Genomic DNA, 25,967 nt, shown 5'->3' with positions numbered 1-25,967 from the left:
CTTTAAAAGCATTCTCATGAAAAAGATATTAACGATTACCTTACTTATTGCCGTAAGCTTCTCTCTTCAAGCACAAAAACATCTTGAAACCTTTAAAATATACAACAAAAAAGGGAAGGAAATTCACTGGAAAAAACTCAACAAAAAAGTAAAAGAAGCGGAGATGGTTTTCTTGGGTGAATTACACAATAATCCCATTGCCCACTGGGTGTTTCTTGAACTCATAAAAAAACAATTCTCCATGGATTCAAATATTCAAGTGGGAGCAGAAATGTTTGAAAGAGATAATCAAATTTTGATTGATGAATATTTTTCGGGTTTTATTTCTAAAAAGAAATTTGAAAACGAGGCAAGACTGTGGCCAAATTACAAAACCGACTATAAACCTACATTTGATTTTTGTTTTGAAAACAATCTCTCATTTTCTGCAACAAATATCCCCAGAAGATATGCCTCTGCTGTCTATAAAAATGGAGCGGAACACCTAGAAAAACTCTCTGATGAAGCAAAAAATTGGATTTGTCCACTTCCTTTTCCCTTTGATGGAGATTTAGCCGTTTATCAAGAACTTCAAAAATTCTCAGGTCATGGAGGGATTAATCTTGCCAAAGCTCAAGCAGTAAAAGATGCAACCATGGCACATTTTATTCTAAAAGATAAAAAGAGTGAGAATCGTTATTTTCATCTGAATGGGAATAAGCATTCTGAGGTCTTTCAAGGTATAATTTGGTATTTAAAAAAATATGGATTTACTGGAGAAATCCTCACCATTCACACAGAAACCAATAAAAACTTAGAATGGGAAGAAGCCTACCAAGGTTTAGCCGATTTTATCATTGTGGTGGATGAAGATATTCTCTAATTATAGCTGTTAATTTTTTTAGCCAATACTTAGATCGTATTTCGGTGGAAAATTGGAGGAAACCTGTTTAAATTAGAAACCCATCCATTTTGCAATTCGTATTCCTAGCAGAATTCCGAGTGTATACATAATACTTTTTCATCTGACATCTTGTTTTGCCTAAATTTGTTCTACTCATAAAAGCCCATACCTGTCAATAAATTGGTACTAGAAGTAGTTCACATATCTTCTATGCCTGAATTTATCAATACAATTTTGAATTCTTTTGCAACATACAATTGTTATATCTAAATATACCTCAATAAGGGTACTAATTATTTAAATTATAATTTTAGTTTTGTATCATAACAAAAAAAATAAATACTCATGAAATTATTAGTACTCACTAGCCTAGCTTTATTCTCCTTAACTGGAATAGTTTCTGCTCAAACTCAATCTGAGGAATATTTAGAAAAGTATAGAAATGAATCATCACTCAAAACAGATACACTCGAAAATCAAATTACAAAACTCAAGCATCAAATAGAACGAATTGACAAAGACATTCTAAATGCCAAGAGTGACAAAGAAGAACTTGTTGCTTTAAAAGAAAGAGTACAAATTTTAGAAAAAATTGAAAGTAATAATATTGAAAAAAGAGAACAAATTTTATCTGAGAATTATAGCTCAGCTGTCATCAACCTAATTTCTCTAGAAAAAGATATTCAACCGATACATTTATATAATTCGGCTACTAATTATTATAAATTACTGGAACAAGTTTCCAACCCTACCAATTACACAGAATATCAAGAATGGATGAAGGAGTATAAAAGTTTTCTGAATGAAAAAAGTTCCACAGACGTACTACTTAATGCCGCTTTAAATATTGTTCAAAGATCTGGAATTGTAGGAGGCCCTATTGGAAGCGAAGTCATTCTATCATCAATAGAAAAGTTTATACAATTTTTGGGAACCAATAAGAAAAAAAATCGGTTAAAAGCCCAAAGTGCTAAAATGTTTCAATTGATCGTTACCTTAAAACAATTTGAAAATGAAAAACAAATTCTAGACGAAAAATTTCAGGATTTGGCAGATGAACTTAGTCAGCTAGAAAACACGCAAAAAACGGCCTTAAACGACGTAATAAAAACCTCTAGACTAACACGTTCTTTAATGCAAGATAATTATTTTAACGAAACCAATCCTACCGAAATTCATAATTACCTAGATCGACTCAAAAATCATATAGACACGAAAATAAACACCTTTTCGAAGAAAGAAATCAATCACCAAATGCATATCTGTCAATCCCTAAAAATAAGATTTGGAGATATATTAGAAAATATGGCAAAAAACTTGAAAGAATACGACGAATTAGTTAATAAATACCAAACACTCAATATCCTTAAACTCTCACAATTGAGCGATAAATATGACCAACTAGAGCATATGTTTCACAAGTATTATAATGGCGAGAAAATAAAAATGGATGCTTTAAAAATGTATCGATTCGAATAAAAACATTCATTGCGATACGTTAACAATCATTACTAAATAACATTATTAGAAACCCATCCATTTTGCAATTCGTATTCCTAGCAGAATTCCGATTGTATTGAGGATAATATCATCGATATCCCACACGCCTCTTTTGGAAATAAACTGGATGCTTTCTACAACAAAAACATAGCTCACAGAAAAAATTATCCACATTTTTTTTCTCGACTGTGGATAAGTACACAAAAACAAAAAACCGATTGGGATAAAAACGACAATATTACCTAATAAATTATACACTATTGTGATAAATTTATGGTCATTAGGACCTAAAAACTCTATGAGTGTTTTAAAAGGAACAAGCTGGTATTGAAAATATTGATAAGTAAATCTATCTGTACCAGGATACGCATAAAACAGCATTCTGTACAATAAGAAAACTGTATAAAAAAAGAGAAGCATTCTGCTTCTCTTTTTTGTTAAATATTTAAGAACAATTTTAGTCATTTAAAATAGCTGCTATTCCTGGTAATTCTCTACCTTCAAGATACTCAAGCATCGCTCCTCCTCCAGTAGAAATATAGCTCACACGTTTTTCAAGCCCAAATTGTTTTGCAGCTGCAACTGAGTCTCCTCCGCCCACAAGGCTAAAGGCACCGTTTTCTGTGGCTTTGGCAACAGCCTCTCCTATTGCTTTGGTTCCGTTTGAAAAAGTTTCCATTTCAAAAACACCCATTGGACCATTCCAAAGAATCGTTTTTGATGTTGCTAAAACTTCTTGATACTGCTCTATTGTTTTGGCGGCAATATCTAGCCCCATACAATCTTCTGGCACTTCACCTATGGCACTTTCACACGTTTTGCAATCGTTTGCGAAAGCATCACCATTAAATGAATCTACAGGTAAATAAAGCTCTACATTGTTTTCTTTTGCCTTATTCATAAGCTCCAAAGCCAGCTCTAACTTATCGTCTTCTACTAAAGATTTACCAATCTTTCCTCCTTGTGCTTTTGCAAAAGTATAACTCATACCCCCACCTATGATCAAACGATCTACTACTGGGAGTATTTTTTCTATAATACTAATTTTACTAGATACTTTAGCTCCACCCATAATTGCTGTAACAGGTTTTTCTCCATCAGAAAGTACCTTTTGAAGATTATCTATCTCTGTAGCCATTACGTTTCCAAAGCATTTATTTCCTTTAAAAGAATCGGCAATAACAGCTGTGGAAGCATGAGCTCTATGAGCTGTTCCAAATGCATCGTTTACATAAACATCACCATGCTTTGCTAGTGTTTCTGAGAACGTTTTATCTCCTGCTTTTTCTTGAGGATAAAATCTAAGATTTTCCAGCAAGAGCACCTCTCCACTTTTTAGATTCGCAGATAGTTCAAATGAATCTTTAGAAACACAATCCTTAGCAAATTGCACTTCGGTTCCTAATTCTTTTGAAAGATGTGCAACGATGTGCTTTAGAGAAAACTTTTCTTCTGGACCCGATTTTGGTCTTCCCAAATGAGACATCAAAACTACAGAACCTCCATCTGACAATATTTTCTTTATTGTCGGTAATGCTGCTTGAATTCTTGTATCGTCTGTAATTTGGAAATCTGCATTCAAAGGAACATTGAAATCTACTCTTACTAATGCTTTCTTATTTTGAAAATCGAAATGATGTATTGTTTTCATTGAATGTTGTTTGTTTTTACAAAAGTAGGTGTTTTAGGGGAATTTTTTACTTTGAATTTCGTTAAAAATGAGGAATCAGGCTATGATTCGAAGAAAAAAAAATGGAGCAATTTATCTCACAGAATTCTTGTTAAAGATTTAAAATTCAATAACAGTATCGAAAATATCTTCTGTATATTTGGTTTGTAAAATTTATTAACTTTAATATGTATCGTTTTCTTATTTTATTTCTTTGTCTAACTTTTTCTGCTTTTTCACAAACTACAAAACAAGTTCAAGCGTATTTTTCTGATACCAAAATTAAAATTGATGGAGTTTTTGACGAAAATATATGGCAAAATACCACAAAAGCTAAAGATTTTGTGATGTTTCGTCCTGGAGACGGAGGGCCAGAACCCAAAAATCAAAAAACAGAAGTAAAAATTGCTTATACAGAAAAAGCAATTTATTTTGCCTGCACACTTTATGATTCTGAAATAGAAAAAGCACCAAAACAACTCTTAGGAAGAGACCAGTTTGGAAATGCAGATTTCTTTGGAGTTATCTTAAACCCTAGTGGAGATAATATTAACGATTTTGAATTCTTTGTACAGATTACAGGAAACCAAGGAGATGCTTTTGTAAATCCCACATCTGGAGAAGATTTTAGCTGGAACGCCGTTTGGGAATCTGCCGTAACCACACATAAAGATCGATGGCAAATAGAATACAGAATCCCTTATTCTGCCTTGCGTTTCTCCAATGAAGGCACACAAAACTGGAAAATCAATTTTCATAGACAAATAAGAGCCAAAAGAGAACAATATTCTTGGAGCTATATAGACAGAAGCAAAGGTGAAATAGGACAATATCATGGCGAAATAATTGGTATTAAAAATATTAAACCTCCACTCCGACTCAGCCTTTTTCCCTTTACCTCCGCTTACTACTCCGAAAAAAATGGAGATCGAGAATCTCAGCTAAAATTAGGTCTTGATTTGAAGTATGGAATCAGTGAAAATTTCACACTAGATATGACCATTATTCCAGATTTCGGGCAAGTTGGCTTTGATAATACCGTTTTAAATCTTGGTCCATTTGAACAAATATATAATGATCAAAGACCGTTTTTTACTGAAGGAACAGAGCTTTTTAATAAAGGAAATCTTCTTTATTCCAGAAGAATAGGTGGAGACAACATTGTCTCGATAGACACAGAAGACCTTAAAGAAGCGGAAGAATTTGAAGAAAACCCAAGCAAGAGTAAAGTTCTTAATGCTTTTAAAATAACTGGTAGAACAAAAAATGGAATAGGTATAGGTGTTTTAAACGCAGTAACAGGAAATACCTATGCCGATATAAAAAACAAAAAAACTGGCACAAAACGAAAAACGCTCCTTAATCCGCTCTCTCTATACAATATGGTGAGTATTGATAAACAACTTAAAAACAGCTCTTCTATCACCCTACTAAACACTTTGGTTCTTAGAGAAGGGCACTTTAAAGATGCTCAAGTAGGATCCTTGTGGTGGTATCTAAACTCAAATTCGAGAAAATACAACCTCAACGGACATCTTACTAGGAGCTTTGTGAACCAAGCAGAAGATAAAATAGGATGGGATGGAGATATTGAACTGGTAAAATTAGCAGACGAATGGAAATTTAATTTAGGATATGATTTTTCTAGTAAAGAGTATGACATTAATGATTTTGGATACAATTTTCAAACCAATATCCAGTCTATTTATGGATCTATAAATTACCGAATATTAAAACCTACTAAAAATTTTAATAGCGGAAGTATTAGCTATTGGTATAATGTAGAAGCCTTGCTGAAAGAACAAGAAAACCCCTTAGACATCAATCATAAAAGAGGAATTTTTACAGCTTTAAACACGGGGATAAATGCTAATTTTACTTCCAAAAAATTTCATTCTTATGGCTTTGGGTTTAATACCACTCCTTTTGGAAACTATGACTATTTTGACACGCAACTTCAAGGTGCATACATCCGTTATAAACCTTTTATCAATACCAGTTTTTGGGTGAGCCCAGATTACCGAAAAAAATTAGCAATTGATTTTAGAGGTGGTTATAATGAACAACTTCAAATGCCCTTTAGAAACAACGGATTTAATGCAAGAATAGCCCCAAGATGGCAACCAAATGATCGATGGCTCATTATCCCGAGTTTTACATATAACAGAATCTACAATGACCTAGGATGGGTGGATAAAAAAACAAACACAGCCGGCACGCCCGAAGTGTATTTCGGAAAAAGACACCGAACCAATATTACCTCCACCCTCAATATTTCTTATAATATCAACCCAAAAAACACTTTTAATCTCAACCTAAGACACTATAATTCTAAGGCAGATTATTATGACAACGATTTCTTCCTTCTTCAAGGAAATGGAGCACTCAAAAAAAGTGACTTCGACCTAGAAGACACAGACCCAAATATCAACTACACCGTTTATAATTTTGATTTACGATATCAGTGGAATTTTGCTCCAGGTAGTTTTCTCACGCTTTTATACAGAAACAATATTACTCACTCAGATAAGATTGCTTCAGAAGACTATCTCCGCTCGCTAAACCAAGTAAAATGGGAAGAATTACAACATATCTTCTCTATAAACCTAGTTTATTACCTAGATTATCAATCTATTTTCTAAGATTTTATCATTATCCTTCTTCTTTTCATCTATCAAATATCAATCTTAAACACAGTATCGGTATCAGGAATTTTTCCTTATCTTTAGTGTGTGAATTCATATTTACCTATATTGTCAGATTACTACCCCTTTGGAATGCACCCGAGCGATAGCGAACAGGTGAACACCAGTAAAACAAACAAAAGTGAACAAATGCCAGGGAGAAAATTCAATGGTGGGGATTATAGGTACGGTTTTAACGGAAAAGAGAACGATAACGAAATCAAGGGAGAAGGAAACTCTGTAGATTTTGGTGCTAGGATGTATGATTCTAGACTTGGAAGGTGGTTTGCTAAAGATCCTCTTGAGCATAAATATCCTAGTTTGAGTACTTATGCTTTTGTGGCGAATATGCCTACTGTTGCAAAAGATCCTGATGGTAAGGATATAGTAATAATAGGAAGTAAAGCTTTTCAAAAAAGAGTACTCGCAACTCTTTCAAGTCTCAGTGATAAAAGTACTACAGCATCAAATCAAATTTGCAATGCTGTTGCTTCAGATAGAACATTAGTAATCGTAGAGACAGATGGTTCAATAGAAAACGCTGTTAAAAGAGGGACACAAGAATATGATGTTTTAACATTAAATTTTGAAAGTGCTGAGGGTTGTTATACTGATAAAGACGGTGCGGTTGAAAAAACACCTGAAACTGTTTTAATTCATGAAGTAGCTCATTTTAATAGTGAAACAACCGGTCAATTGTTAGATGAAAATGGATATGCTTACCCTAATGGAGGGATAGGAGCAGATGAAGTTAACGCTGTAGAGGTTGAAAATCAGGTAAGAAAAGAAATGGGATTGGATGAGAGAACTCATTATGATGGAGTAAAGGTGTCTGGTAAAAAATTAGTTGAATCAGAAAAGTATCCCGGGAATTATTCTTTAAAGAATAAAAAGAAATATGCACCTACTAATACTTCAAATGAACATTTCGACCTTAATAGTGCAAATGTAGAAAACGAAAAAAGACTTGGAAAAACTTATTACCGAAAAGGAATAGAAATATCTAAATATACTCTGAAGTCAAAGGGTGCTTCTATGAAACAAACAAGGATTCATGATGGGAATAAAAATAAAAAGTAGTTTTATTAAGTTTGGAATATGCTTACTGATAGTTGTATTGTTCTCTTGTTTAAAAAGTAATAATCGAATATCAGGTAGATGGGAAGGGCATTATTATAATACAGATGTGTATGAAACATATTATGTTAATAAAAATGATATACTTGTTAATCATTTATCTGTTGGTGGGGCTTTTGAAAAAACATATACGGATGGATCTCTTTTATTACCTTATTATGGAAACTTTAACCCTGGTACTATTAAATATAAAATAGAAAAAGATTCTATAATCTTTGAAAATGGATATAAATGGATTAGATCTAAATCATCAAATAGAGATAGTATTTTTGTTAGTGACATATCTGCTGCATTAGCTGTCAGAATCGTTCCAAAAACAATTAACAACAAAAAGTCAAATTATTTACGTTATGTAAATTTTCATAATGCTAATTCAGCAATTATTTATATTGGCAAATTAAAAAATAGTCATAACCTTGTTGTCGACAGCACAAATTTAATAAATGGTTTTGCAATTCAATTAAATGATCGTATAGCTTCAATTAGTGAAATCCCAAATTTTTCAAAAGGTTCAAATGTGATAATACTTCATGCTGACAAAGGAGTTAATACGGATATTATAGATTCAATAATGTCATTAAACTATAGGAATGATGATGTAGAATTTTTTAGAACTTATATTGATTTAAAAAGACATAAATTATTTGTAACAAACTATCATGCATCTGATTGATAAAAAAAGGTTCTAGGAAAATTTCCCCCGCTACCGCCAATGAATAGCACACCGTAAATCGCTCCTGCCAAGTTGTACTTGGTAGCCGGTATGTATGTCAAACCCCGATAACCATCAGTTAATCAGTTAAAAAAAACTCAAATGAGTTTCTGGTTTTCAGTGAAAAAGATTAATTTGGTAGAACTATGAGTAGAAATTATAAATATCATAATCCAGAAGGATTATATTTTGTGAGTTTTGCGGTAGTGTATTGGATAAGTGTTTTTACACGAGAGTCCTATGTGAATATTCTCATCGATCATCTGAAATATGTACAGAAAGAAAAAGGATTAATATTATATGCCTATTGCATTATGACAAATCATGTTCATTTGGTGTTTTCATCGGAACTGAAAGAACCTGCAAAATTACTACAAAGCTTTAAGAGTAGTACTGCCAAGGCAATTATAAAAGCAATACAAGAAAACGACCAAGAAAGCCGAAAAGAATGGATGTTATGGATGTTATGGATGTTTAAAAAAGCCGTAAAAACATATAACAAAACAGGGAATTATCAATTTTGGAGAAACAACAATAAACCAATTGAACTTTGGAGTAATAAGGTTTTAGAACAGAAAATTGACTATGTTCATAATAATCCAGTTACCGAAGGATTTGTCGAAAAATCACATCATTGGAAATACTCCAGTGCTCGAAATTATATGTTGGATGACTTTTCGATAATTCATGTAAATTTGGTTTGATTATCAGTGTGTCCACACCTTGTCCCGAGCAATCGGGAAATTAGAAATTGGCGGTAGCGGGGACTACATTTTATGTGAGGTCAGGAACAATCTATAAGCCAACAACTCCATTAAAAAAATAGATTATGGAAATATCAGGAACATATACAATTTCTAATTACACTGTTTCATTAAAGGAATTACTATTGAAGAATACCTCTTATGAAAATATGGAAATCGAAGAAATCGTATTTATAGGAGTTTCATATCTTCAAATACCAAGCACAATATTTGAACCTATTATTAGCTTTGGTTGTGAAAAGGATTTTAATTACATTGATAAACAATTGATTGGTACAACTATATATTGGCAATTTGAAAACTTATTTGTCATTACTGATGAAGATAATAATAAATATTACATTGTTGCATCTCAATGTAAGATTGTCAGATCAAATGGTGATGTACTTTTTTATAAACCTGAAAAGGGTATTAATTAGGGTTCACTTGCAAACTATCATGTCCCCAATTGACAAGAAAACAGGAATTCAACACGTAAGTCACTGATGAGTAGAGCGTAATAAAATAGGTTTTTTCTCAGGTAACCTATTCGAATTTTAGTTCACAAATTGTTTGTTTTTTCGGAGTTCATGAATGCTAAAGCATTTCGAAAAGATAAGAAAAACACTCAACAATTTAGTTGGGTGTTTTGTGGTTTAAGTCAAATAGAGTAATTTGGTAACACGAACTTTGAAATAATTGCATAAACGGCTTTGTCTTTGGAATGCACCCGAGCGATAGCGAACAGGTGAACACCAGTAAAACAAACAAAAGTGAACAAATGCCCCGCTACCGCCAATGAAAAAACACCCCGCAAATCGCTACTGCCAATTTTTAATTGGTAGCCGGATGAATGTCAAAACAGTAACACATTTCTTTTCAATCTTTCATGTAAATTTGGTTTGATTATCAGTGTGTCCACACCTTGTCCCGAGCAATCGGGAAATTAGAAATTGGCGGTAGCGAGAGGTGTAGAAGCTTCATCCTTTGCGGTGATTATTTCATACTTTTATAAATTCTCCGCAAGTAATAAATCGTATATTTGCTTTAAGATCAAAGACTCATTATGGATTTAACTACACGAAAATATAGATTTATAGAGCAGATTATGAAGATAAGAAACTCTGAAAAAATCGAATTACTAGAGCAGTTTATGGCTCAGCTTTCAATTGACGATGATGTAGTTGGTTATACCCCAAAAGGACAACCTTTAACGATAAAAGCATATAAAGCAAAAATAAAAAAATCGGAGCAATCTCTTGATGATGGTGCTTTTCTTACTCAACAGGATATAGAAAGTAAATTTCTGGGTGGTTTATAGAAATGACAAAGAGCAATTTAGTTCAATCGATAACTTGGTCATTCATGGCAGATCAAGACTTAACAGATATATTTGAAAATATTAAAAGATATACCAAATCTGAAAGGTCAGCTCAAAATGTGGTTAGAGATATAATAACTACAGTAAAGGAAATAAAATATATAAATCAGTATCAAGTTGATGAATTTTTAGGAGAACCTTATAGGCGAATTATCGTTAGGGATTATAAAGTAGTTTATAAGAAAAGTCTAAATAATGGTATTCAGATATTGTCAATTATTCCAACAAGGAAAAACCCAAGAAGTACATTATAGAATGAATTAAATTTTTGAGGGGTTAAAATATTCTCATTTAAATATAAACGCAATGGTTTTGAAAATCATTGCGTTTTTCGTTTCTTTGTTTTGGGAATTAAAAGGATTTCTGACTGTTCTTTGAGAAATTGATAAAAACTGTATAAGCGCCTTTGTCTTTGGAATGCAGATGCCGGGTAGGAAATACACATCAGGTGATGGGTATAGATTCGGATTTCAGGGTCAAGAAGTTGATAACGAAATTAAAGGAGAAGGTAATTCTGTAAATTATAAATTCAGAATGCATGATCCTCGACTGGGTAGGTTCTTTGCGGTTGATCCTTTGGCACCAAAATATCCTCATTATACTCCATATTCGTTTAGTGGGAATAAAGTAATTGCCCATATAGAGCTAGAAGGCTTAGAGGAGTTAAAAGTTACTGATGAGTTTGGTGAAATAATGTGCTCAGAAATTGAACTAATTAAGTCTGATCAGGTATTAAATTTATCATTAATGGAAATTCAAGATCCCGAACGAGCTGATAAATATGTTGTACATTTAGCAGTACAGGCTAAAAGTAGAAGAGGTGAAAATGGGTCGACTGCTGATTTCACATCATACGGTAAGTTACTTAGTCAATGGAATAAACTATCCAACAATCAGAAAATAAGACAGGGTACTCGTGTTGCTAATAATGTAAAAATAGCACGTAAGAGAATTAAAAACGTAGGCTTATCTGAAGAAGAATTAATAAGTGATGTTGATGGAGGTCGACAAGTTTTTGTCATTGGAGTGACAAAGAAAAATATGGAAAAAAATGGATTGAAATCAAATGTTGGAACAGTCCTACATGAAATTGATGCTCATTTAAGCAATGATCTTAATGGGGTTGGAGCAGACCAAGAAACAGAACATAGAGAATATTTTGATTTAGATAATGACCCTAGTGGTTTGTCTGAACAAGAAATAAAGTCTGGATATTCTCCGAGTCTAGAGAATATTAATCCTAATTCTCAAGCTGGAAAAACGAAAACAAGAATTAATGAAGCAGCAGAAAAACTATAGTTATAATATAGGTTCAATTATATTTATCGTGTTTGCATTATTATTCTCATGCAATAATTTTGGTGAGGAAGAAAATTCGAAGTATTCTCTTTTTGTCAATGACTCTCAGAAGGACTCACTTTTAATCAATGTTAAAAATGATACAATTTTTTCTATTATAAATGTTCCACTTTTAAATTGCGAGGATAAACAAGTTATAGGAGTGTTAAATAATGGGAAAACAATTTCGTATTTTCTCAATAATTGTTTTGAAAATTCATCTCATTCATATTATTTGGAATCAAAAAATATAGGTGATAATAAAAACCCTTATCTTTTTATGCAAACTCTAGTTGCTCCAAATTTTGGGATTATTTCTTCAAGAATAATTAAAATGGATTTAACTAAACAAGAAATTAAGGTAGAAGAACCTTTAATTTTATATGAAGAAAAGCAGTTATGGCCTTTTGGAAACATTGAGTAGTAAGGGCTGCAAATTTGCAAACTATCATAAGCCCAATTGACAAGAAAATAGATGATTTTACGCGTAAGTTACTGATGAATAGAATGTAATAAAATGGGTTTTTTCTCAGGTAACCTATTCGAATTTTAGTTCACAAAATAAATCATATCATTGGAAATACTCTAGTGCTCGAAATTATATGTTGGATGACTTTTCGATAATTCATGTAAATTTGGTTTGATTCTCAGTGTGTCCACACCTGTCCCGAGTATCGGGAAATTAGAAATTGGCGGTAGCGGGGGGAGTATTTAAATATAAAATTGTTGATGAAAGCGGAAATACAATTAGTCCTACACTAGATGTTAATCAAGGTAATGTTGACGCAGTGTTAAAATCAGTTCCAGAGTTGAACAGTAGAACAGTAGAACAGTAGAGGAATAGTAATGTTAAGAAAGATGAAATATTATTTTTTACAGTTGGCTATTGTTTTTCTTAACAGTAGTTGTTCTGATCAAAATAGAGAAGCTAATCAGGTACTTGTGTTTAAAATAGAACACACAAACAGTAAGTATTTTGGTTATTCTTCTACAGCATATTCTCTATTGAATTTGGGAAAAATTAAGGATTTTAAATTAGTAGGTAGCGATAGTATTGATCCTCCTAATATTACGTACAACATCACGGCAAATGGAGGTAGTATTATTATTGACCCTTTTATTGATTTTGAGACGTTTGGATGTTGTGAATATGAAGATGTGAAACAAGCTGTTGAAGAAAATATTAGTGGTGATTTACCTAAAGAAAAAATAAGTAAATACTCATATGTAAATGAGTTGTCCTTAGATAAATTTAGTGAGAATAAATCGGTTAATTTTTCCTTTAAAGAAGGGACAGTGACCTATAATATTGAAATTTGGTTAGCAGAATTAGAATATTGCGAGTGCGGTATTTATATGGGAAATCCACAGCAAAGTATCTATGAGGAGAAGGCAGCACGATTAAAATCGATAAACTCTATTAGTAAACCTAATCAAGAGGTTAAAAAAGAAATTGAAATAATATTGAAAAAATTAATAGAGTTAGACGTAAAACGTCAATAATAATGCGAATCAAGGTGCAAACTTGCAAACTATCATAAGCCCAATTGACAAGAAAACAGGTGGCTTAATACGTAAGTTACTGACGAATAGAGCGTAATAAAATAGGTTTTTTCTCAGGTAACCCCAGCTATCTCCAATGAAAAACACCCCGCAAATCGCTACTGCGAAGTTGGACTTGGTAGCCGATATGAATGTCAAAACAGTAACACATTTCTTTTCAATATTTCATGTAAATTTGGTTTGATTATCAGTGTGTCCACACCTTGTCTCGAGTAGCGGGAAATTAGAAATTGGCGGTAACGGGGTGTACATCCCAATCATTCTACAGACTATTCCAAATTAAGAAAAAAATGAAAAAAGTTATTACTATTTGTATACTGATCTTCTCAACTCTAACAATCAGTTGTGGACTCCTATCAAAAAAAAGCACTGCAGAGGGGTACTATAATCTTGAAATAAAAGAGTCACATATTTACTTTGAGTTAAAAGATACCCTGGAGGGTGTTATTCTAAATTATTCGTACTGGAAAGAAAAAAACGATACCAACTGTATTTATTTTTCACATTTTCTAATAATGAATATAGATAATGATGAGATCATTGAAGTATATTCTAGTGAAACTGATGAATTAAACTATAGGAAAGGTCAAAGCTGTTTTCTTATACCGAGTAATTTTTCATCCAAAAGATTCGAAAGTTATAATAAATCGGAATGCTCTTCATTAATTCTAATTTATAAAAATAGACAACCTATAGTGTCCCCATTAGTTACATATGAAACAAGACACACATATGCTAAAATAATTGTTCCAAATTCTACCCCTGCAAACTATCATGAGCCCAATTGACGAGAAAATAGGTGATTTGAAATGTAAACTATGCAAACTATCATGAGCCCCCGCTACCGCCAATGAATAGCACACCGTAAATCGCTACTACCAAGTTGTGCTTGGTAGCCGATATGTATGTCAAAACAGTAACTCATTTCTTTTCAATATTTCATGTAAATTTGGTTTGATCATCGTGAGTCCACGCCTTGTCCCGAGCAGCGGGAAATTAGAAATTGGCGGTAACGGGGGCGTTTTACAACCGTATTTTGGCTCATAGCTTAGCGCAACTTGTGCTATAGAATCGTCTTTATGTAATCTACTTATTGTCATCGTTTTGCAAATATGAGAAAAAAAAAGCCAAAGATCTCAAAAACAAATCTTTGGCTTTTTCTAAACAAGGGATTTAAAAGTAAGTTTATGCTTTTTTCTATTCTGTTTTTATAAACTTAGCGGTTTGATGACCTATTTTCACAATATAATTACCAAAATTTAAACCTCTTACATCAATTTGATTTTGATTTTCAGAAATCGACATTACTTTTTGACCAAACGTATTGAAAATGAAACCACCCTGTTCCAATTGTCCAGATAGATTAATGATATCTTTAGAAGGGTTTGGGTAGATAACAAAAGTAATCCCGTTCGATTCGTGTTCAAAAACATCTAAGGCAGCTATGCAGCTTTCTTCGGTACCCATATTAACACTTCCAGTTCCATTCAAAGTTTCATCAACAATAGGAGAACCGTAATATTCTATATTTCCTGCACTCTGAATCGTTGCTTTTAAGTACTTTTCAACACTCACAACAATTGTTCCTTCCGAATGATTATTTGCAAAACAACTATCTACAGTTAACTCACATCCATAAATATTTCCAGAATTATAATTATTAACTTCATAACTATCTAAATTTGGAAAATCACCATCGATTGAAATATCTCCTGAACCATAATTTTCAATTAAGAAATTTGTAACATCTTGAAAGGATTCTACTGTAATATTTCCTGATCCGTAATTAATAATTTCAATATTCTCCTCTCCATCGAAACCAGATATTGTACTGTTTCCTTCATTTCTCATTGCAAATTGAACAAATCCTGTGGCAGTTATGTTTAAATCCAAAGCATAATTCTCGAAACATGTATCGGTAGGGAAAGTAATGTATAACGTATCGTTTATTACTTCTACCTGTAAACTATCCACAATATTATTATCTCCAGAAACTGTAACTCCAGGTGTTGTACCCTGCACTAGACTAATAGAAGTAACGGCTGGATCCAAATTTATATAATCAAAACTTCCAAGATTAAAGTTGTGGGAAGTTGTTGTCCCATCTCCTTGAATACAATCCGAAAATGTAGTTCCACCTGTTGTACAATTTGTACCCGACCCTAAAGTTATACTACCAGAACCAAAAGTATTTTGATACAAATCTGGACTTCCATAATAATAAATATCACCAGATCCGAAAATTGCCGCATTTACATAATTGGTTGAAGCTACATACATATCTCCAGAACCGAAATTTTGAACTAAAACAGAATCTGTTTCCAATCCACAACCGTAAAAACTTCCTCCACCATGATTATATACTTCATAATTTGTCAAGGCTGGGAAATTTGCATTCATATTAATATCTCCATCGGCATGGTTATTAATATACAAATCTGTAGCACCAACAAATGCGTAAACATTATAATTGGCATTTCCTAAATTGTTAATATTTAATAGTTGGGTAGATGAGAAATCATTCACTAGAACCTCTCCATTGTTGTGAGTTGTAATGGACTTAATGCTTGGTGTTGTAATTGTAATATTTAAAGTATAGTTCGAATACATAAACCCTGTTGGAAAATTACTTCTAAACGTATCCACCAAAGTAGAATTAATAAGTGACGTTACAATATTACTATCTCCAGAAATTACAATACTTTGAGTACTTCCTTCATTTACGGTAAGATTTGTAAATTCTAGATCAATATCTAAATGCTCAATTATTGATGTCGAAATACTTTGAGAAATAATATTTCCATCTCCAGTAATATTGGTTGGTATTGGATTACCAACTACACAATCAGGATCTGTTCCAATAACTAATATCCCCGTCCCTGTTATGGTTTGATCTATAGTCGTAGGTGTTTCGTAGTACTCAATGTTTCCAGTTCCTGTGAGTTCTGCATTCAAATATCCTGAGGCTGTCACTACAACATTTCCCGAACCAAAATTGTTAGCATAACATGATGCTACGTTTAATTGACAACCATAATAATTTCCAGATCCGTAATTGTTAACAGTATAAGAAGAAACAAAAGAGAAATCCTCATTTACCGTTATATCTCCCGAGCCATAATTATGTGCTTTAAAAAAGTAGGCATCCGAAAACTCATTTACAGAAATATTACCAGCACCATAATTAAAGACTTCAATACTATAAGAATTATCGAATACTTCTATGGTGGCATTTCCAGAATCCATCATTATAAAATTCTTTATGTCGGAAGTTGTAACGGTTAAATTTAAATCATAATTATCGTAACATGAATCTCCGGTGAAGTGAATGAATAGAGTGTCATTGGTAATCGTATATTCCAAACTATCAATAATATTTTGATTTCCTGTGGCTAAAATTTCTGAAGTAGTCCCTTGTTGAATGGTAATACTTTGTACCGAAGGTAATATTTTAATATGCTCAAAAACCGATAATGAAGTTGTTGAAGTAGCAGAACTTCCATCACCATTTATGCAGCTTATTGATGAATTCCCTCCATTTCCTGAACTATTACCCGATATACAATTTGTACTTGTACCTAGAGAAATACTTCCTATACCAAAATTATTTTGGTACAAACTTGGAGTTCCGTAATAGTAAATATTTCCAGATCCGAATATTATCGCATTTACATATCCTGTTGAACCAACATTCATATCACCACTACCGAAATTTTGAACTAAAACAGAATCTGTTTCTAATCCGCATCCGTTATAGTTTCCTCCACCATGATTATACACTTCATAATTTGTCAAGGACGGAAAATTTTCATTCATCGTAATATCTCCTGAACCATTATTTGTTATATGCAAACTTGAAGCATTTGTATACTCGTATACATTATAGTTAGCAGCTCCTAGGTTATTAATATCTAAAGAGGTTGTGTTAGTAAAATTGTTAATGGTTACCTCTCCAGAACCAAATGAACGAATGGACTCAATATTTTGAGTAGTAATGTTGATATTCAGCGTATAATTGGAATATGTATTTCCCGCTGGAAACTTTAAAGAGAGTGAATCAACGCTTGTACTATTTAGTAATGCATTTACAATATTACTATCTCCAGAAAGTGAAATATTCTGAGTACTTCCTTCATTTATGATTAATGAGGTTACACTCGGATGTATTTCTAAATGCTCAATAGTTGACGTCGAAATACTTTGAGAAATAATATTTCCATCTCCAAATATTTGAGCGTTGGAGTTGAATTGTGTAAAAAGCCCTAATACTATTAGGTAAGCCAAATTTGTAGTTTTTGTAATCATATTTTGCGATTTGAAAAAAATAAAATCTATGTGTTTAAGATTTACTTGGACCATATAGAAGTCTGGTGCAAAATTCCTACAAAGACTATCTCGGCGAATATTTTTCACCAAGACAAAACATGTATAGATCCCAAAAACCACCAGTACAAAACTAGGACAATGGAATCTAAAACCTCATAAAAGCTTGAAATTAGACATATTAAAAAACTCTCAAGGAGAAGAGTCTTTTTAAGAAAGTTTACACTGCAAGTATAGACGATACACTTTTGAACCGATTTTTAGTAGAATAAATTTGATTATCTTTGAATAGGAAATGTTTCTTGGATTCAATATCTCTTTTATGAAACTACATCTACTTAGCCTCGTTATTGTTTTCGGATTACAATATTCATTTGGGCAAAACAAACAATCGTCCACCATTCAATTTTTATTGAATTCTGCGGATAGTTTAATTCAAAATTCACCATCCGAAAGTTTGAACTATGCGCAAAAAGCTTATCAACAATCTTTAGATCAAAAAGATGTAAAGTCGCAACTTCACGCGTCTATACTTTTGACCAATTTGTATTGGCAAAAAAGCAATTATGAAGTCGCAAAAAAATATGCTGATGCTGGAATTAAATTAAATCTGAAAGACGAGTATCCTTCATTACATGTCGATTTACTTTTAGCCTATGCCCGAATTTTTGCTGTAGTTTCTGATTTTGAAAAGAGTAACTCAATTTACTATCAAGCTTATCAAATTGCCGAAAACATTAAGGATAAAAAGAAAATGAGTCTTTCTTTAAGTCGAATTGGATTTAATTATTTCGATTTAGAAGATTTTGATAAAGCTCTGTTGAAGTACGAAGAAGCCATTTCTATTTCAAGATCGATAAAGGATTCTGTTTCAATTTCAAGAGACCTAAACAATATTGCAGCAGCCTACGCAAGCTTGAATGTATTTATTGATTTTGAAAAGAACATCAAAAAAGCTATTCTGATTAATAAAAGATTCAATAAAAAGTCTTGGCTGGGTGTAAATTATTTGAATTTAGGTTCCGCAAACGGACGCGCAGGAAAATTTGATACGGCATTTTATTATTTAAACCTTTCCGAAGAAATTTTTACAGATCTAAATCAACTTGAAAAGCTTACTAAGGTTTATTTGGAATTTTCTGATTGTTATTATGATATAAAAGATGAAAGCAAGGAGTTTTTATACTTGACAAAAGCTTTCGACTTAGCTAAAGCCAATAATTTTGTGGGATTATTACATAAATCTTCTTCTTATTTAAAAGAATTTCATCTAAATAAGACCGACACAACAAAGGCTTTTGAATACTTAGCTATAGAACATGCTACAAAAGATAGTTTAAACATTTCGGGTAATTTACTTAACCTAAAAAGTCTTCAGTTTAAACATCAATTACAGAAAAAAGAACAAAAAGCACGGTTAGAAAAACAAAGAGATAATTTTTTTACGAATCTTATTATTTTGAGTTGTGTAACCGGAATTATTATTTTATTGCTTTTATTCTTAAAATACCGATTAAAACTAAAATACAAAAAACTAAAATTAGATCATCTTCAAAATAAACTTGACTTTAAAAATAGAGAACTTACTACAAATATTTTGAGTGCTTTGCAACAAAAGTCTTCAATTTCTGAACTTTCTGAACAAGTTAAAAAACTTAAAGAAATCGCCAGTAAACCAGAAGTGAAACACAAGTTAAAGCAGATTACAATGCAGCTTACAAAACTCGAGGATAAACAAATTTGGTCCGATTTTGAAAAGTATTTCAATGAGGTTCATCCCGATTTTCACAACAATTTACATCAGCAATTTCCGAGCCTTACTCCTAATGAAAAACGACTTTGTGCCTTTTTAAAACTGAATATGTCTTCTAAAAACATATCTGAACTTACGGGTCAAAAAGTGGAATCTTTAGAAAAAGCACGAACAAGATTGAGAAAGAAATTGGGACTAACGAATTCTAAGGTAAATTTGGGGAGTTATTTAGCCCAGTATTAATTGCAGCAACAATTCTATTGATCAAATAATACGAGTATAAAAGGTAATAATAATCTAATGATTCAATTAAGGTAATATTTTTACCCTAAATTTTATCAAAATATCTAAGCTAGGTCTTAATGCTCCCGCTACCACCAATAAAAAAACACACCGTAAATCGCTACTGTCAATTTTTAATTGGTAGCATGAATATCAAAACACCACAACCATTGGATAATCAGCAAAAAAAGAAGTTGTTTCTAGGTTTCAGCCAAAAAGGTAAATTTGGTTTGATTATCAGTGTGTTCACGCCTTGTCCCGAGCAGCGGGAAATTAGAAATTGGCGGTAGCGGGGGTAGAAATTTACCAGAGGTTAGCAAGTTGGAACTTTATTACAAGGAGGTAATAAAGGCAGTGGATATACTCTCTTCCAAATTTCTAATCAGGAAAAAGGATTAGTAGGCAAATTCGTTTTAATCCAGGATCTAAATCTGGTAGAAAAGAGGTGAACCATATTGAGAGTAAATAACGGTAAAGGTCAAGCTCTAGAAGTACCAGCAAATTATTATTAATTATGAGAAGAAAAAAAAACGAGTTAAAACGTGTTGTTTTCAACTTATCACAGAGCAAAGAATTTCAAATAGAATACCTTAATAAACTTTTTAATGGCTTATTACATAATCTTGATGAATTATTATTAGAATTTGAAGATAGTCGATATTTATGGAAAATTTATGGAGATGAAATATACGAACTATTAACCGTTGATTTATGTATTGTTATTGATAAAGCAGATGAGTTAGGTCTTCATGACTTGGACGATTTGTCACATATAACATGGGGTGAGGTTAGACGAATTTCAGGTGATATTTTAGCTAAAATGATACTGATTGATAAAGATGACCTAGGATCCTCTAAACAAGATAATAGCAATAATCCATCACCTCCAGTTCCTGCCAATTTTTGGTAACTTTGTTGGTAATATATCAGTGCAAACTATCATGTCCCTAATTGACAAGAAAACAGGTAATTTAACACGTAAGTTACTAATGAGTAGAGCGTAATAAAATAGATTTTTTCTCAGGTAACCTATTCGAGCAAAAAAGGTTCTAGGAATATTTCCTAGCTTCAGGCAAATAAGGAGGAAAAGCAACGACTAGTCATTGTATGTTAAATGACCTTTCGATTATTCATGTAAATTTGGTTTGATTATCGGTGCGTCCACACCTTGTTCAAAGCAGCGGGAAATTAGAAATTGGTGGTAGCGAGGAGGTATGACATATAAATACCATATAGCAAATTAATTTAAACTCACATACATGAAATTATTTATTGTTTTGTCCATGATTTCGATTAATTTATATGGTCAATCTTTTTTGGAAGAAAAAGACTGCTCGGCAAAAGAAATGTATTATATCCCTCAAGATAAGAGAGTTAATTCTAGCGATTCTGCTGTGTTCATTTTGTCAAGAAAAACGAATAGAGCGATTGTTAAAGGACTATTATTTCGAAATGGTAAATATAAAAAATACACTTATGTAGCTGGAAAAGCTAAGATTAGTTTATTTTGGAGAAAACAGACAGATTCAATGTCATTTTCTAAAGTAGCAAATTTTGATTATAGATCTCTTAATTATCTTGATACAGTTGAGCATATAAACTCATCCGCTACTTTTGATAATAGAATTATTTTTGTGGACTTCTTTAAAGAAAAATTCTATAGTGCTCAATGTAGATTACCTATTACAAAACATAAAGACAAGAATGAAAGTCGGGAATTTGCTGAATTTGTAAGAATGTTTTCTTATTTGAATAAATTACACCCCAGCCCTGTTTTTACTATAAGAAAACCACCCACCTTGCCTTATTATTGGAAATATATAGAGTCGGAAATTGAAGGTGTAAACTATCATGTACCAAATTGACAAGAAAACAGGCAAAATCATACGTAAGTTACTAATGAACAAAGTATAACAAGTATTTTTTTCCTCAGGTAACCTATTCGAGCAAAAAAGGTTCTAGGAAAATTCCCTAGCATCAGGCAAATAAGGAGGAAAAGCAACTTCTAGTCATTATATGTTAAATGACCTTTCGATTATTCATGTAAATTTGGGTTGATTATCAGTGTATCTACACCTTGTCCCGAGCAGCGGAAAATTAGAAATTTGCGGTAGCGAGGAAAATGGACACACCTATTAAAACCAAAACAACAGAGAGAGTTTCCTATTTCGAATATTAGCTTGTTATTATAAACAGACCTTTGGTATTAAGAAATGAAGGTTCAGATAATACAAAAGTTATCACTCCTGGATATGGATATAATGAGGCTCAATACAAAAAGAAGAAAAATGGAAAAATTAAAAAGGTTAAAGAGGCAACAGAATTTTGAGAATATTTCTACTTGGCTTATTAAAATCGTATTTTTCTTAAGTACAATATATATATTATCAATAATATGGATTTTAATTGAATTTTATTTATTGGGAACGTTATTTATGTTTCCAATTTCGTTTAATGATTATTTAATTTTCTTTATATCATACATTTTCATATTTAGTTCCTATTTGGAAATACGAAGATCGAAATATAAAAAGTCCCTTAAGATATCATTGGTCTTCTATCTTCTAATAATATTAGATAGAGTATATAATTATTTTTGTATAATGAATTATGTATCTGTATTAGAAATCATTACTTACTATCATTTCTACTTTTCTTTACATCTATTCAATTGATAAATCAAGTATCAAGATAGGAATGCAAACTATCATGAACCCCAGCTACCACGAATAAAAAAACACACCGCAAATCGCTACCGCGAAGTTGGACTTGGTAGCCGGTATGAATGTCAAAACAGTAACACATTTCTTTTCAATATTTCATGTAAATTTGGTTTGATTATCAGTGTGTCCACGCCTTGTCCCGAGCAGCGGGAAATTAGAAATTGGCGGTAGCGTGATTCCAATTCCAAGAACAGAAATCATTATTGATGGCATCAAACAAGAAACTAAATTATATTAAACAAGTATGAAAAATGGTTTACTTCTATTGGGCTCTATTACACTTCTATTTATTGTGATAAATATTGGATGTAAAAATGAAGAGAATAAACAACATACATATAAAAATAAAAAATATAATTTTGATAATTTAGGTCTATTTATTGACACATATTATTATAGCTATAAACGGCATCCTACTTCAGTCGAAGAGATATTGAAATTTCATAACATAACTAAAGATTATTATAAAACCGATTATACGAAATTAAATGACTATTTTGATTGGTCAATTCATCAACTAACAAAATATAAAGAATTGATTAAAATGGAAATAGTTGATTCCACGTATACAGTACAAATAAATGATTTGAATTGTATTCTTTACCAAGCAAAAATTATTAACCGATGTTCCTATACTGAAAAAGCATTTGATATGCAATGGACAATACTAAGCTCACCAGTATTTCATTTTGATAATTTTTCTGCCTATAGAGGAAAACATTATCAAGAGTTTAGAAAGAAATTGTATTCTATTATAAAAAGTCATGTAAGGAAAATTGATCAATCTCCTAAAAATAATGCATTTTTTACATATCGTATGGGTTTTGGAATCAAGGCAGATTGTAAAAATACTAGTGTATTAGAATTTCCCGTGGAGTATTTAAAGGAAGTTGAAAAGCTGTGTGCTAATTTTTGTAAAACCAAAGGAATAAATGGTATTAGTTTTTTATTAGCTAAACCTGTAAACACTCATACCCCAGCTACCGCAACGAATACCACACCGTAAAATCGCTACTGTCAATTTTTAATTAGTAGCCAGCATGAATATAAAACAGAGAAGCAACAAATAAACAAGAATCTTTTTATTTAACTCAGGAACAATTAATTGTCTAAAAACAAAAAAAACCGCCAAAAATGACGGTTTTTCCAAAAAAGCTCCCCCTCTAGGACTAGACTCGAAATTAAACAGCATCATTCAGAGCTTCATAAAGTAAATATTAGCTCCTATAGATTCTCGAACTCATTTTTCCTTATTTCCAAAAACTTGTGTTGAAATTATTTTCGAATAGGCAATTTTTCGTACCTTCACAAAAATAATTGAATTATGAGACATCCTAAATTTGAATTGTATCAAACTAAAGAATACCGTTTTAGACTTACTGCTAAGAATGGACAAACCATTTTAGCTAGTGAGGGATATGTAAATAAAACTGGAGCTTTAAATGGAATAGAATCTGTAAAGAAAAATGCTCCCAACGAAAATCGTTTTGATCGATTGGAATCTTCCAACGGAAAATATTATTTTAACCTTAAGGCTACTAATGGACAAATTATCGGTACTAGCGAAATGTACGAAACAAAACAGGGGAGAGATAATGGAATACAGTCTGTAATGGAAAATGCTCCAATTGCTGAGATTCAGCAGCTGTAATTAAGAAACCTAAATGGGAAGAACCCCCTATTATCAAATCAGAATTAAAGCATTTACTTTACTGGAATTGCTAATAGCCTCCTTAATTACAGCAATTATTGCTTTCGCTGTCATTTTTTTTCTCAATTCTTTTCTTCAAACACAAAAACTTAAAAATAAAGCGCAACAACAAATCGAAGATCTAGCATTATTCGACTTATTAATGGTCGATGATTTATTTATGTCTGATACTTTTTATCTTGATCAGAAAATTCTCTTTATCGAAAAAAATCATCAATTGATTTCCTATGACTTTGGTGATCAGCAATTAATAAGAACTCATCAAAAAGATCGAACTACATTTACCTTTACTGCAAACGACTTATCATTCCATCCCGAAAACTCCATTCAAAAAACACCTTTACGTATAGTCATAAATCTAGCTTTAGACGAGTCTTTCGAGATTATTTACATTGATGAAGCAGATTATAGAAAATGAAATCATTTAACCCACAACATATTGAGCAACTCAATGCTAAAAAGCCAAAAACATCGGACTCATCTTGGGGTGATTGGTTGAATAAAGATATTCGATTAAGTAAAAAACTTTCACCTAAATATCTTGAAGAAATTTACAATCAATTAACTGTTTTATTAAAATCAGGCTTAGATATTCACGCAGGAATTCAACTAATTCTTGAAACCTCAGATAAAAAAAAGAAGTATTTGATCGAAGTTCTTGATCGAGTTTCAGGTTTTATGCTTGAAGGAAAAACGCTTTCAGATAGTTTTCTAGAAACTCAGGCATTTCACCCATTCGATTATTATTCTATCAAAATTGGTGAAGAAAGTGGTAGACTTTCAGAAGTTTTTGAAGATCTAAAAAAATACTACCAGAGTAAAATAGCATTAAAGAGATTGGTTATTTCTTCATTAACATATCCTGCTATCGTTATTCTTTTCACTTCTTTAGTTGTGATGTTTTTAATGGTTTTTTTAGTACCTATGTTTCAAGATATGTTTTCGAGAACAGGCTCAGAACTTCCAATGATTACTCAAGTGGTCATTTCTATTTCTGATTTTTTAGCACAGAACTTTCTATATCTTTTTTCGGCATTAATCTTGTCTGTCATCCTTATTTGGAGAGCTTTAAGAATCCCGAAAATAAAGAGCTATTGGGACCACATTCTATTAAGACTTCCCATCATAGGCTTATTAGTCAGAAAAACCAATCTTCTTAGATTTATTCAATTGCTTCTTCTAATGGCAAAAGCTCATGTTCCCATAACAAAAAGCCTTGAGTTAATTAAAAAAAGTAGCCATTTTTATCCTTTAAAAAATACTTGTCAGCAACTTTCTCAACAACTCATCAAGGGTCAATCACTCTCCGAAGCTTTAACTGAAGATCATTTTATCTCTAAAAAAATAAAAACATTAATAAAAGTTGGAGAACAAGGGAATAAACTTGAAGAAGTTTACGAAAGTTTAATTCTAGAGCTAGAAAAAGAAATCAGTCATCAAAATAAATTAATAACTTCGTTGTTAGAACCTTTTATCATCTTATTTCTAGGCGTGGTCGTTGCTTTAGTACTCATTTCAATGTACCTTCCTTTATTCAATATCAATGCTGGAATGCATTTATAATC

At 32.0% G+C, this 25,967-nt stretch carries 24 protein-coding genes; 21 read left to right on the top strand and 3 right to left on the bottom strand.

The features are described 5' to 3' along the window. Positions 1 to 16 precede the first annotated feature (16 nt). Positions 17 to 862, top strand: a complete 846-nt coding sequence (locus N4A45_10945; GenBank protein ID MCT4665739.1) for a ChaN family lipoprotein — start codon at positions 17 to 19, stop codon at positions 860 to 862. Positions 863 to 1,228: 366 nt separating this feature from the next. Continuing rightward, positions 1,229 to 2,362, top strand: a complete 1,134-nt coding sequence (locus tag N4A45_10940) for a hypothetical protein (protein MCT4665738.1) — start codon at positions 1,229 to 1,231, stop codon at positions 2,360 to 2,362. Between the two features lie 45 nt (positions 2,363 to 2,407). Here N4A45_10940 and N4A45_10935 read toward each other — a convergent pair whose 3' ends face one another. After that, entirely contained in the window at positions 2,408 to 2,803 is a 396-nt protein-coding gene (locus N4A45_10935; GenBank protein MCT4665737.1) for a VanZ family protein, read from the bottom strand. A 37-nt stretch (positions 2,804 to 2,840) separates the two neighbouring features. Next, positions 2,841 to 4,034, bottom strand: coding sequence for a phosphoglycerate kinase (locus tag N4A45_10930; GenBank protein ID MCT4665736.1), 1,194 nt, complete (start codon positions 4,032 to 4,034; stop codon positions 2,841 to 2,843). 206 nt (positions 4,035 to 4,240) lie between these two features. On the opposite strand from N4A45_10930, the gene N4A45_10925 reads away from it, so the two are divergent. The 12 genes from N4A45_10925 (at position 4,241) to N4A45_10870 (ending at position 14,398) form a co-directional block, all read left to right on the top strand. Beyond that, positions 4,241 to 6,694, top strand: coding sequence for a carbohydrate binding family 9 domain-containing protein (locus tag N4A45_10925; protein ID MCT4665735.1), 2,454 nt, complete (start codon positions 4,241 to 4,243; stop codon positions 6,692 to 6,694). A 135-nt stretch (positions 6,695 to 6,829) separates the two neighbouring features. Beyond that, positions 6,830 to 7,816, top strand: a complete 987-nt coding sequence (locus tag N4A45_10920; protein MCT4665734.1) for a M91 family zinc metallopeptidase — start codon at positions 6,830 to 6,832, stop codon at positions 7,814 to 7,816. Then, positions 7,791 to 8,546 (top strand): hypothetical protein, encoded by a 756-nt coding sequence (locus N4A45_10915; GenBank protein MCT4665733.1) that lies wholly within the window; start codon positions 7,791 to 7,793, stop codon positions 8,544 to 8,546. The genes N4A45_10920 and N4A45_10915 overlap by 26 nt, the downstream gene beginning before the upstream one ends. Positions 8,547 to 8,731: 185 nt before the next feature. Then, positions 8,732 to 9,289 carry a transposase gene (locus N4A45_10910; GenBank protein MCT4665732.1) on the top strand — a complete coding sequence of 186 codons (558 nt, stop codon included), beginning with the start codon at positions 8,732 to 8,734 and terminating at the stop codon, positions 9,287 to 9,289. Between the two features lie 125 nt (positions 9,290 to 9,414). Then, entirely contained in the window at positions 9,415 to 9,768 is a 354-nt protein-coding gene (locus tag N4A45_10905) for a hypothetical protein (GenBank protein ID MCT4665731.1), read from the top strand. A gap of 626 nt (positions 9,769 to 10,394) precedes the next feature. Further along, a complete protein-coding gene (locus N4A45_10900; protein MCT4665730.1) occupies positions 10,395 to 10,649 on the top strand; it encodes a hypothetical protein in 255 nt (84 codons plus the stop codon). Positions 10,650 to 10,693: 44 nt separating this feature from the next. Beyond that, a complete protein-coding gene (locus N4A45_10895; GenBank protein ID MCT4665729.1) occupies positions 10,694 to 10,963 on the top strand; it encodes a type II toxin-antitoxin system RelE/ParE family toxin in 270 nt (89 codons plus the stop codon). A 169-nt stretch (positions 10,964 to 11,132) separates the two neighbouring features. Next, the gene (locus tag N4A45_10890; GenBank protein MCT4665728.1) at positions 11,133 to 12,008 is read left to right on the top strand and encodes a hypothetical protein; all 876 of its coding nucleotides are present in this window, start codon (positions 11,133 to 11,135) and stop codon (positions 12,006 to 12,008) included. Next, positions 11,986 to 12,471 (top strand): hypothetical protein, encoded by a 486-nt coding sequence (locus N4A45_10885; GenBank protein MCT4665727.1) that lies wholly within the window; start codon positions 11,986 to 11,988, stop codon positions 12,469 to 12,471. Before N4A45_10890 ends, N4A45_10885 begins: the two co-directional genes overlap by 23 nt. Before the next feature lie 265 nt (positions 12,472 to 12,736). Further along, positions 12,737 to 12,883, top strand: coding sequence for a hypothetical protein (locus N4A45_10880; GenBank protein MCT4665726.1), 147 nt, complete (start codon positions 12,737 to 12,739; stop codon positions 12,881 to 12,883). 22 nt (positions 12,884 to 12,905) lie between these two features. Beyond that, the gene (locus N4A45_10875; protein ID MCT4665725.1) at positions 12,906 to 13,550 is read left to right on the top strand and encodes a hypothetical protein; all 645 of its coding nucleotides are present in this window, start codon (positions 12,906 to 12,908) and stop codon (positions 13,548 to 13,550) included. A 350-nt stretch (positions 13,551 to 13,900) separates the two neighbouring features. Further along, positions 13,901 to 14,398: a hypothetical protein gene (locus N4A45_10870; protein MCT4665724.1), complete on the top strand. Its 498-nt coding sequence runs from the start codon at positions 13,901 to 13,903 to the stop codon at positions 14,396 to 14,398. Between the two features lie 409 nt (positions 14,399 to 14,807). Here N4A45_10870 and N4A45_10865 read toward each other — a convergent pair whose 3' ends face one another. Then, positions 14,808 to 17,915: a DUF2807 domain-containing protein gene (locus N4A45_10865; GenBank protein MCT4665723.1), complete on the bottom strand. Its 3,108-nt coding sequence runs from the start codon at positions 17,913 to 17,915 to the stop codon at positions 14,808 to 14,810. A 340-nt stretch (positions 17,916 to 18,255) separates the two neighbouring features. Here N4A45_10865 and N4A45_10860 point away from each other — a divergent pair, with 340 nt between their 5' ends. The 7 genes from N4A45_10860 (at position 18,256) to N4A45_10830 (ending at position 25,965) form a co-directional block, all read left to right on the top strand. Continuing rightward, complete coding sequence (locus N4A45_10860; GenBank protein MCT4665722.1) at positions 18,256 to 19,929, top strand: hypothetical protein; 1,674 nt, start codon at positions 18,256 to 18,258, stop codon at positions 19,927 to 19,929. Positions 19,930 to 20,482: 553 nt separating this feature from the next. Further along, on the top strand, positions 20,483 to 20,878 hold the full coding sequence (locus tag N4A45_10855) for a hypothetical protein (GenBank protein ID MCT4665721.1): 396 nt from the start codon (positions 20,483 to 20,485) through the stop codon (positions 20,876 to 20,878). A gap of 349 nt (positions 20,879 to 21,227) precedes the next feature. After that, positions 21,228 to 21,833: a hypothetical protein gene (locus N4A45_10850; GenBank protein ID MCT4665720.1), complete on the top strand. Its 606-nt coding sequence runs from the start codon at positions 21,228 to 21,230 to the stop codon at positions 21,831 to 21,833. Between the two features lie 1,102 nt (positions 21,834 to 22,935). Then, positions 22,936 to 23,697 carry a hypothetical protein gene (locus N4A45_10845; protein MCT4665719.1) on the top strand — a complete coding sequence of 254 codons (762 nt, stop codon included), beginning with the start codon at positions 22,936 to 22,938 and terminating at the stop codon, positions 23,695 to 23,697. 318 nt (positions 23,698 to 24,015) lie between these two features. Further along, entirely contained in the window at positions 24,016 to 24,342 is a 327-nt protein-coding gene (locus tag N4A45_10840; protein MCT4665718.1) for a YegP family protein, read from the top strand. A gap of 13 nt (positions 24,343 to 24,355) precedes the next feature. Further along, positions 24,356 to 24,820: a hypothetical protein gene (locus N4A45_10835; GenBank protein MCT4665717.1), complete on the top strand. Its 465-nt coding sequence runs from the start codon at positions 24,356 to 24,358 to the stop codon at positions 24,818 to 24,820. Beyond that, entirely contained in the window at positions 24,817 to 25,965 is a 1,149-nt protein-coding gene (locus N4A45_10830; protein MCT4665716.1) for a type II secretion system F family protein, read from the top strand. Before N4A45_10835 ends, N4A45_10830 begins: the two co-directional genes overlap by 4 nt. Positions 25,966 to 25,967 lie beyond the last annotated feature (2 nt).

The organism is Flavobacteriales bacterium (genome assembly GCA_025210805.1).
In the GTDB taxonomy this organism is placed as follows: Bacteria; Bacteroidota; Bacteroidia; order Flavobacteriales; family CAJXXR01; genus JAOAQX01.
The sequence above is the reverse complement of the archived record's forward strand: the minus strand, read 5'-3'. Positions and strand labels throughout refer to the sequence as shown.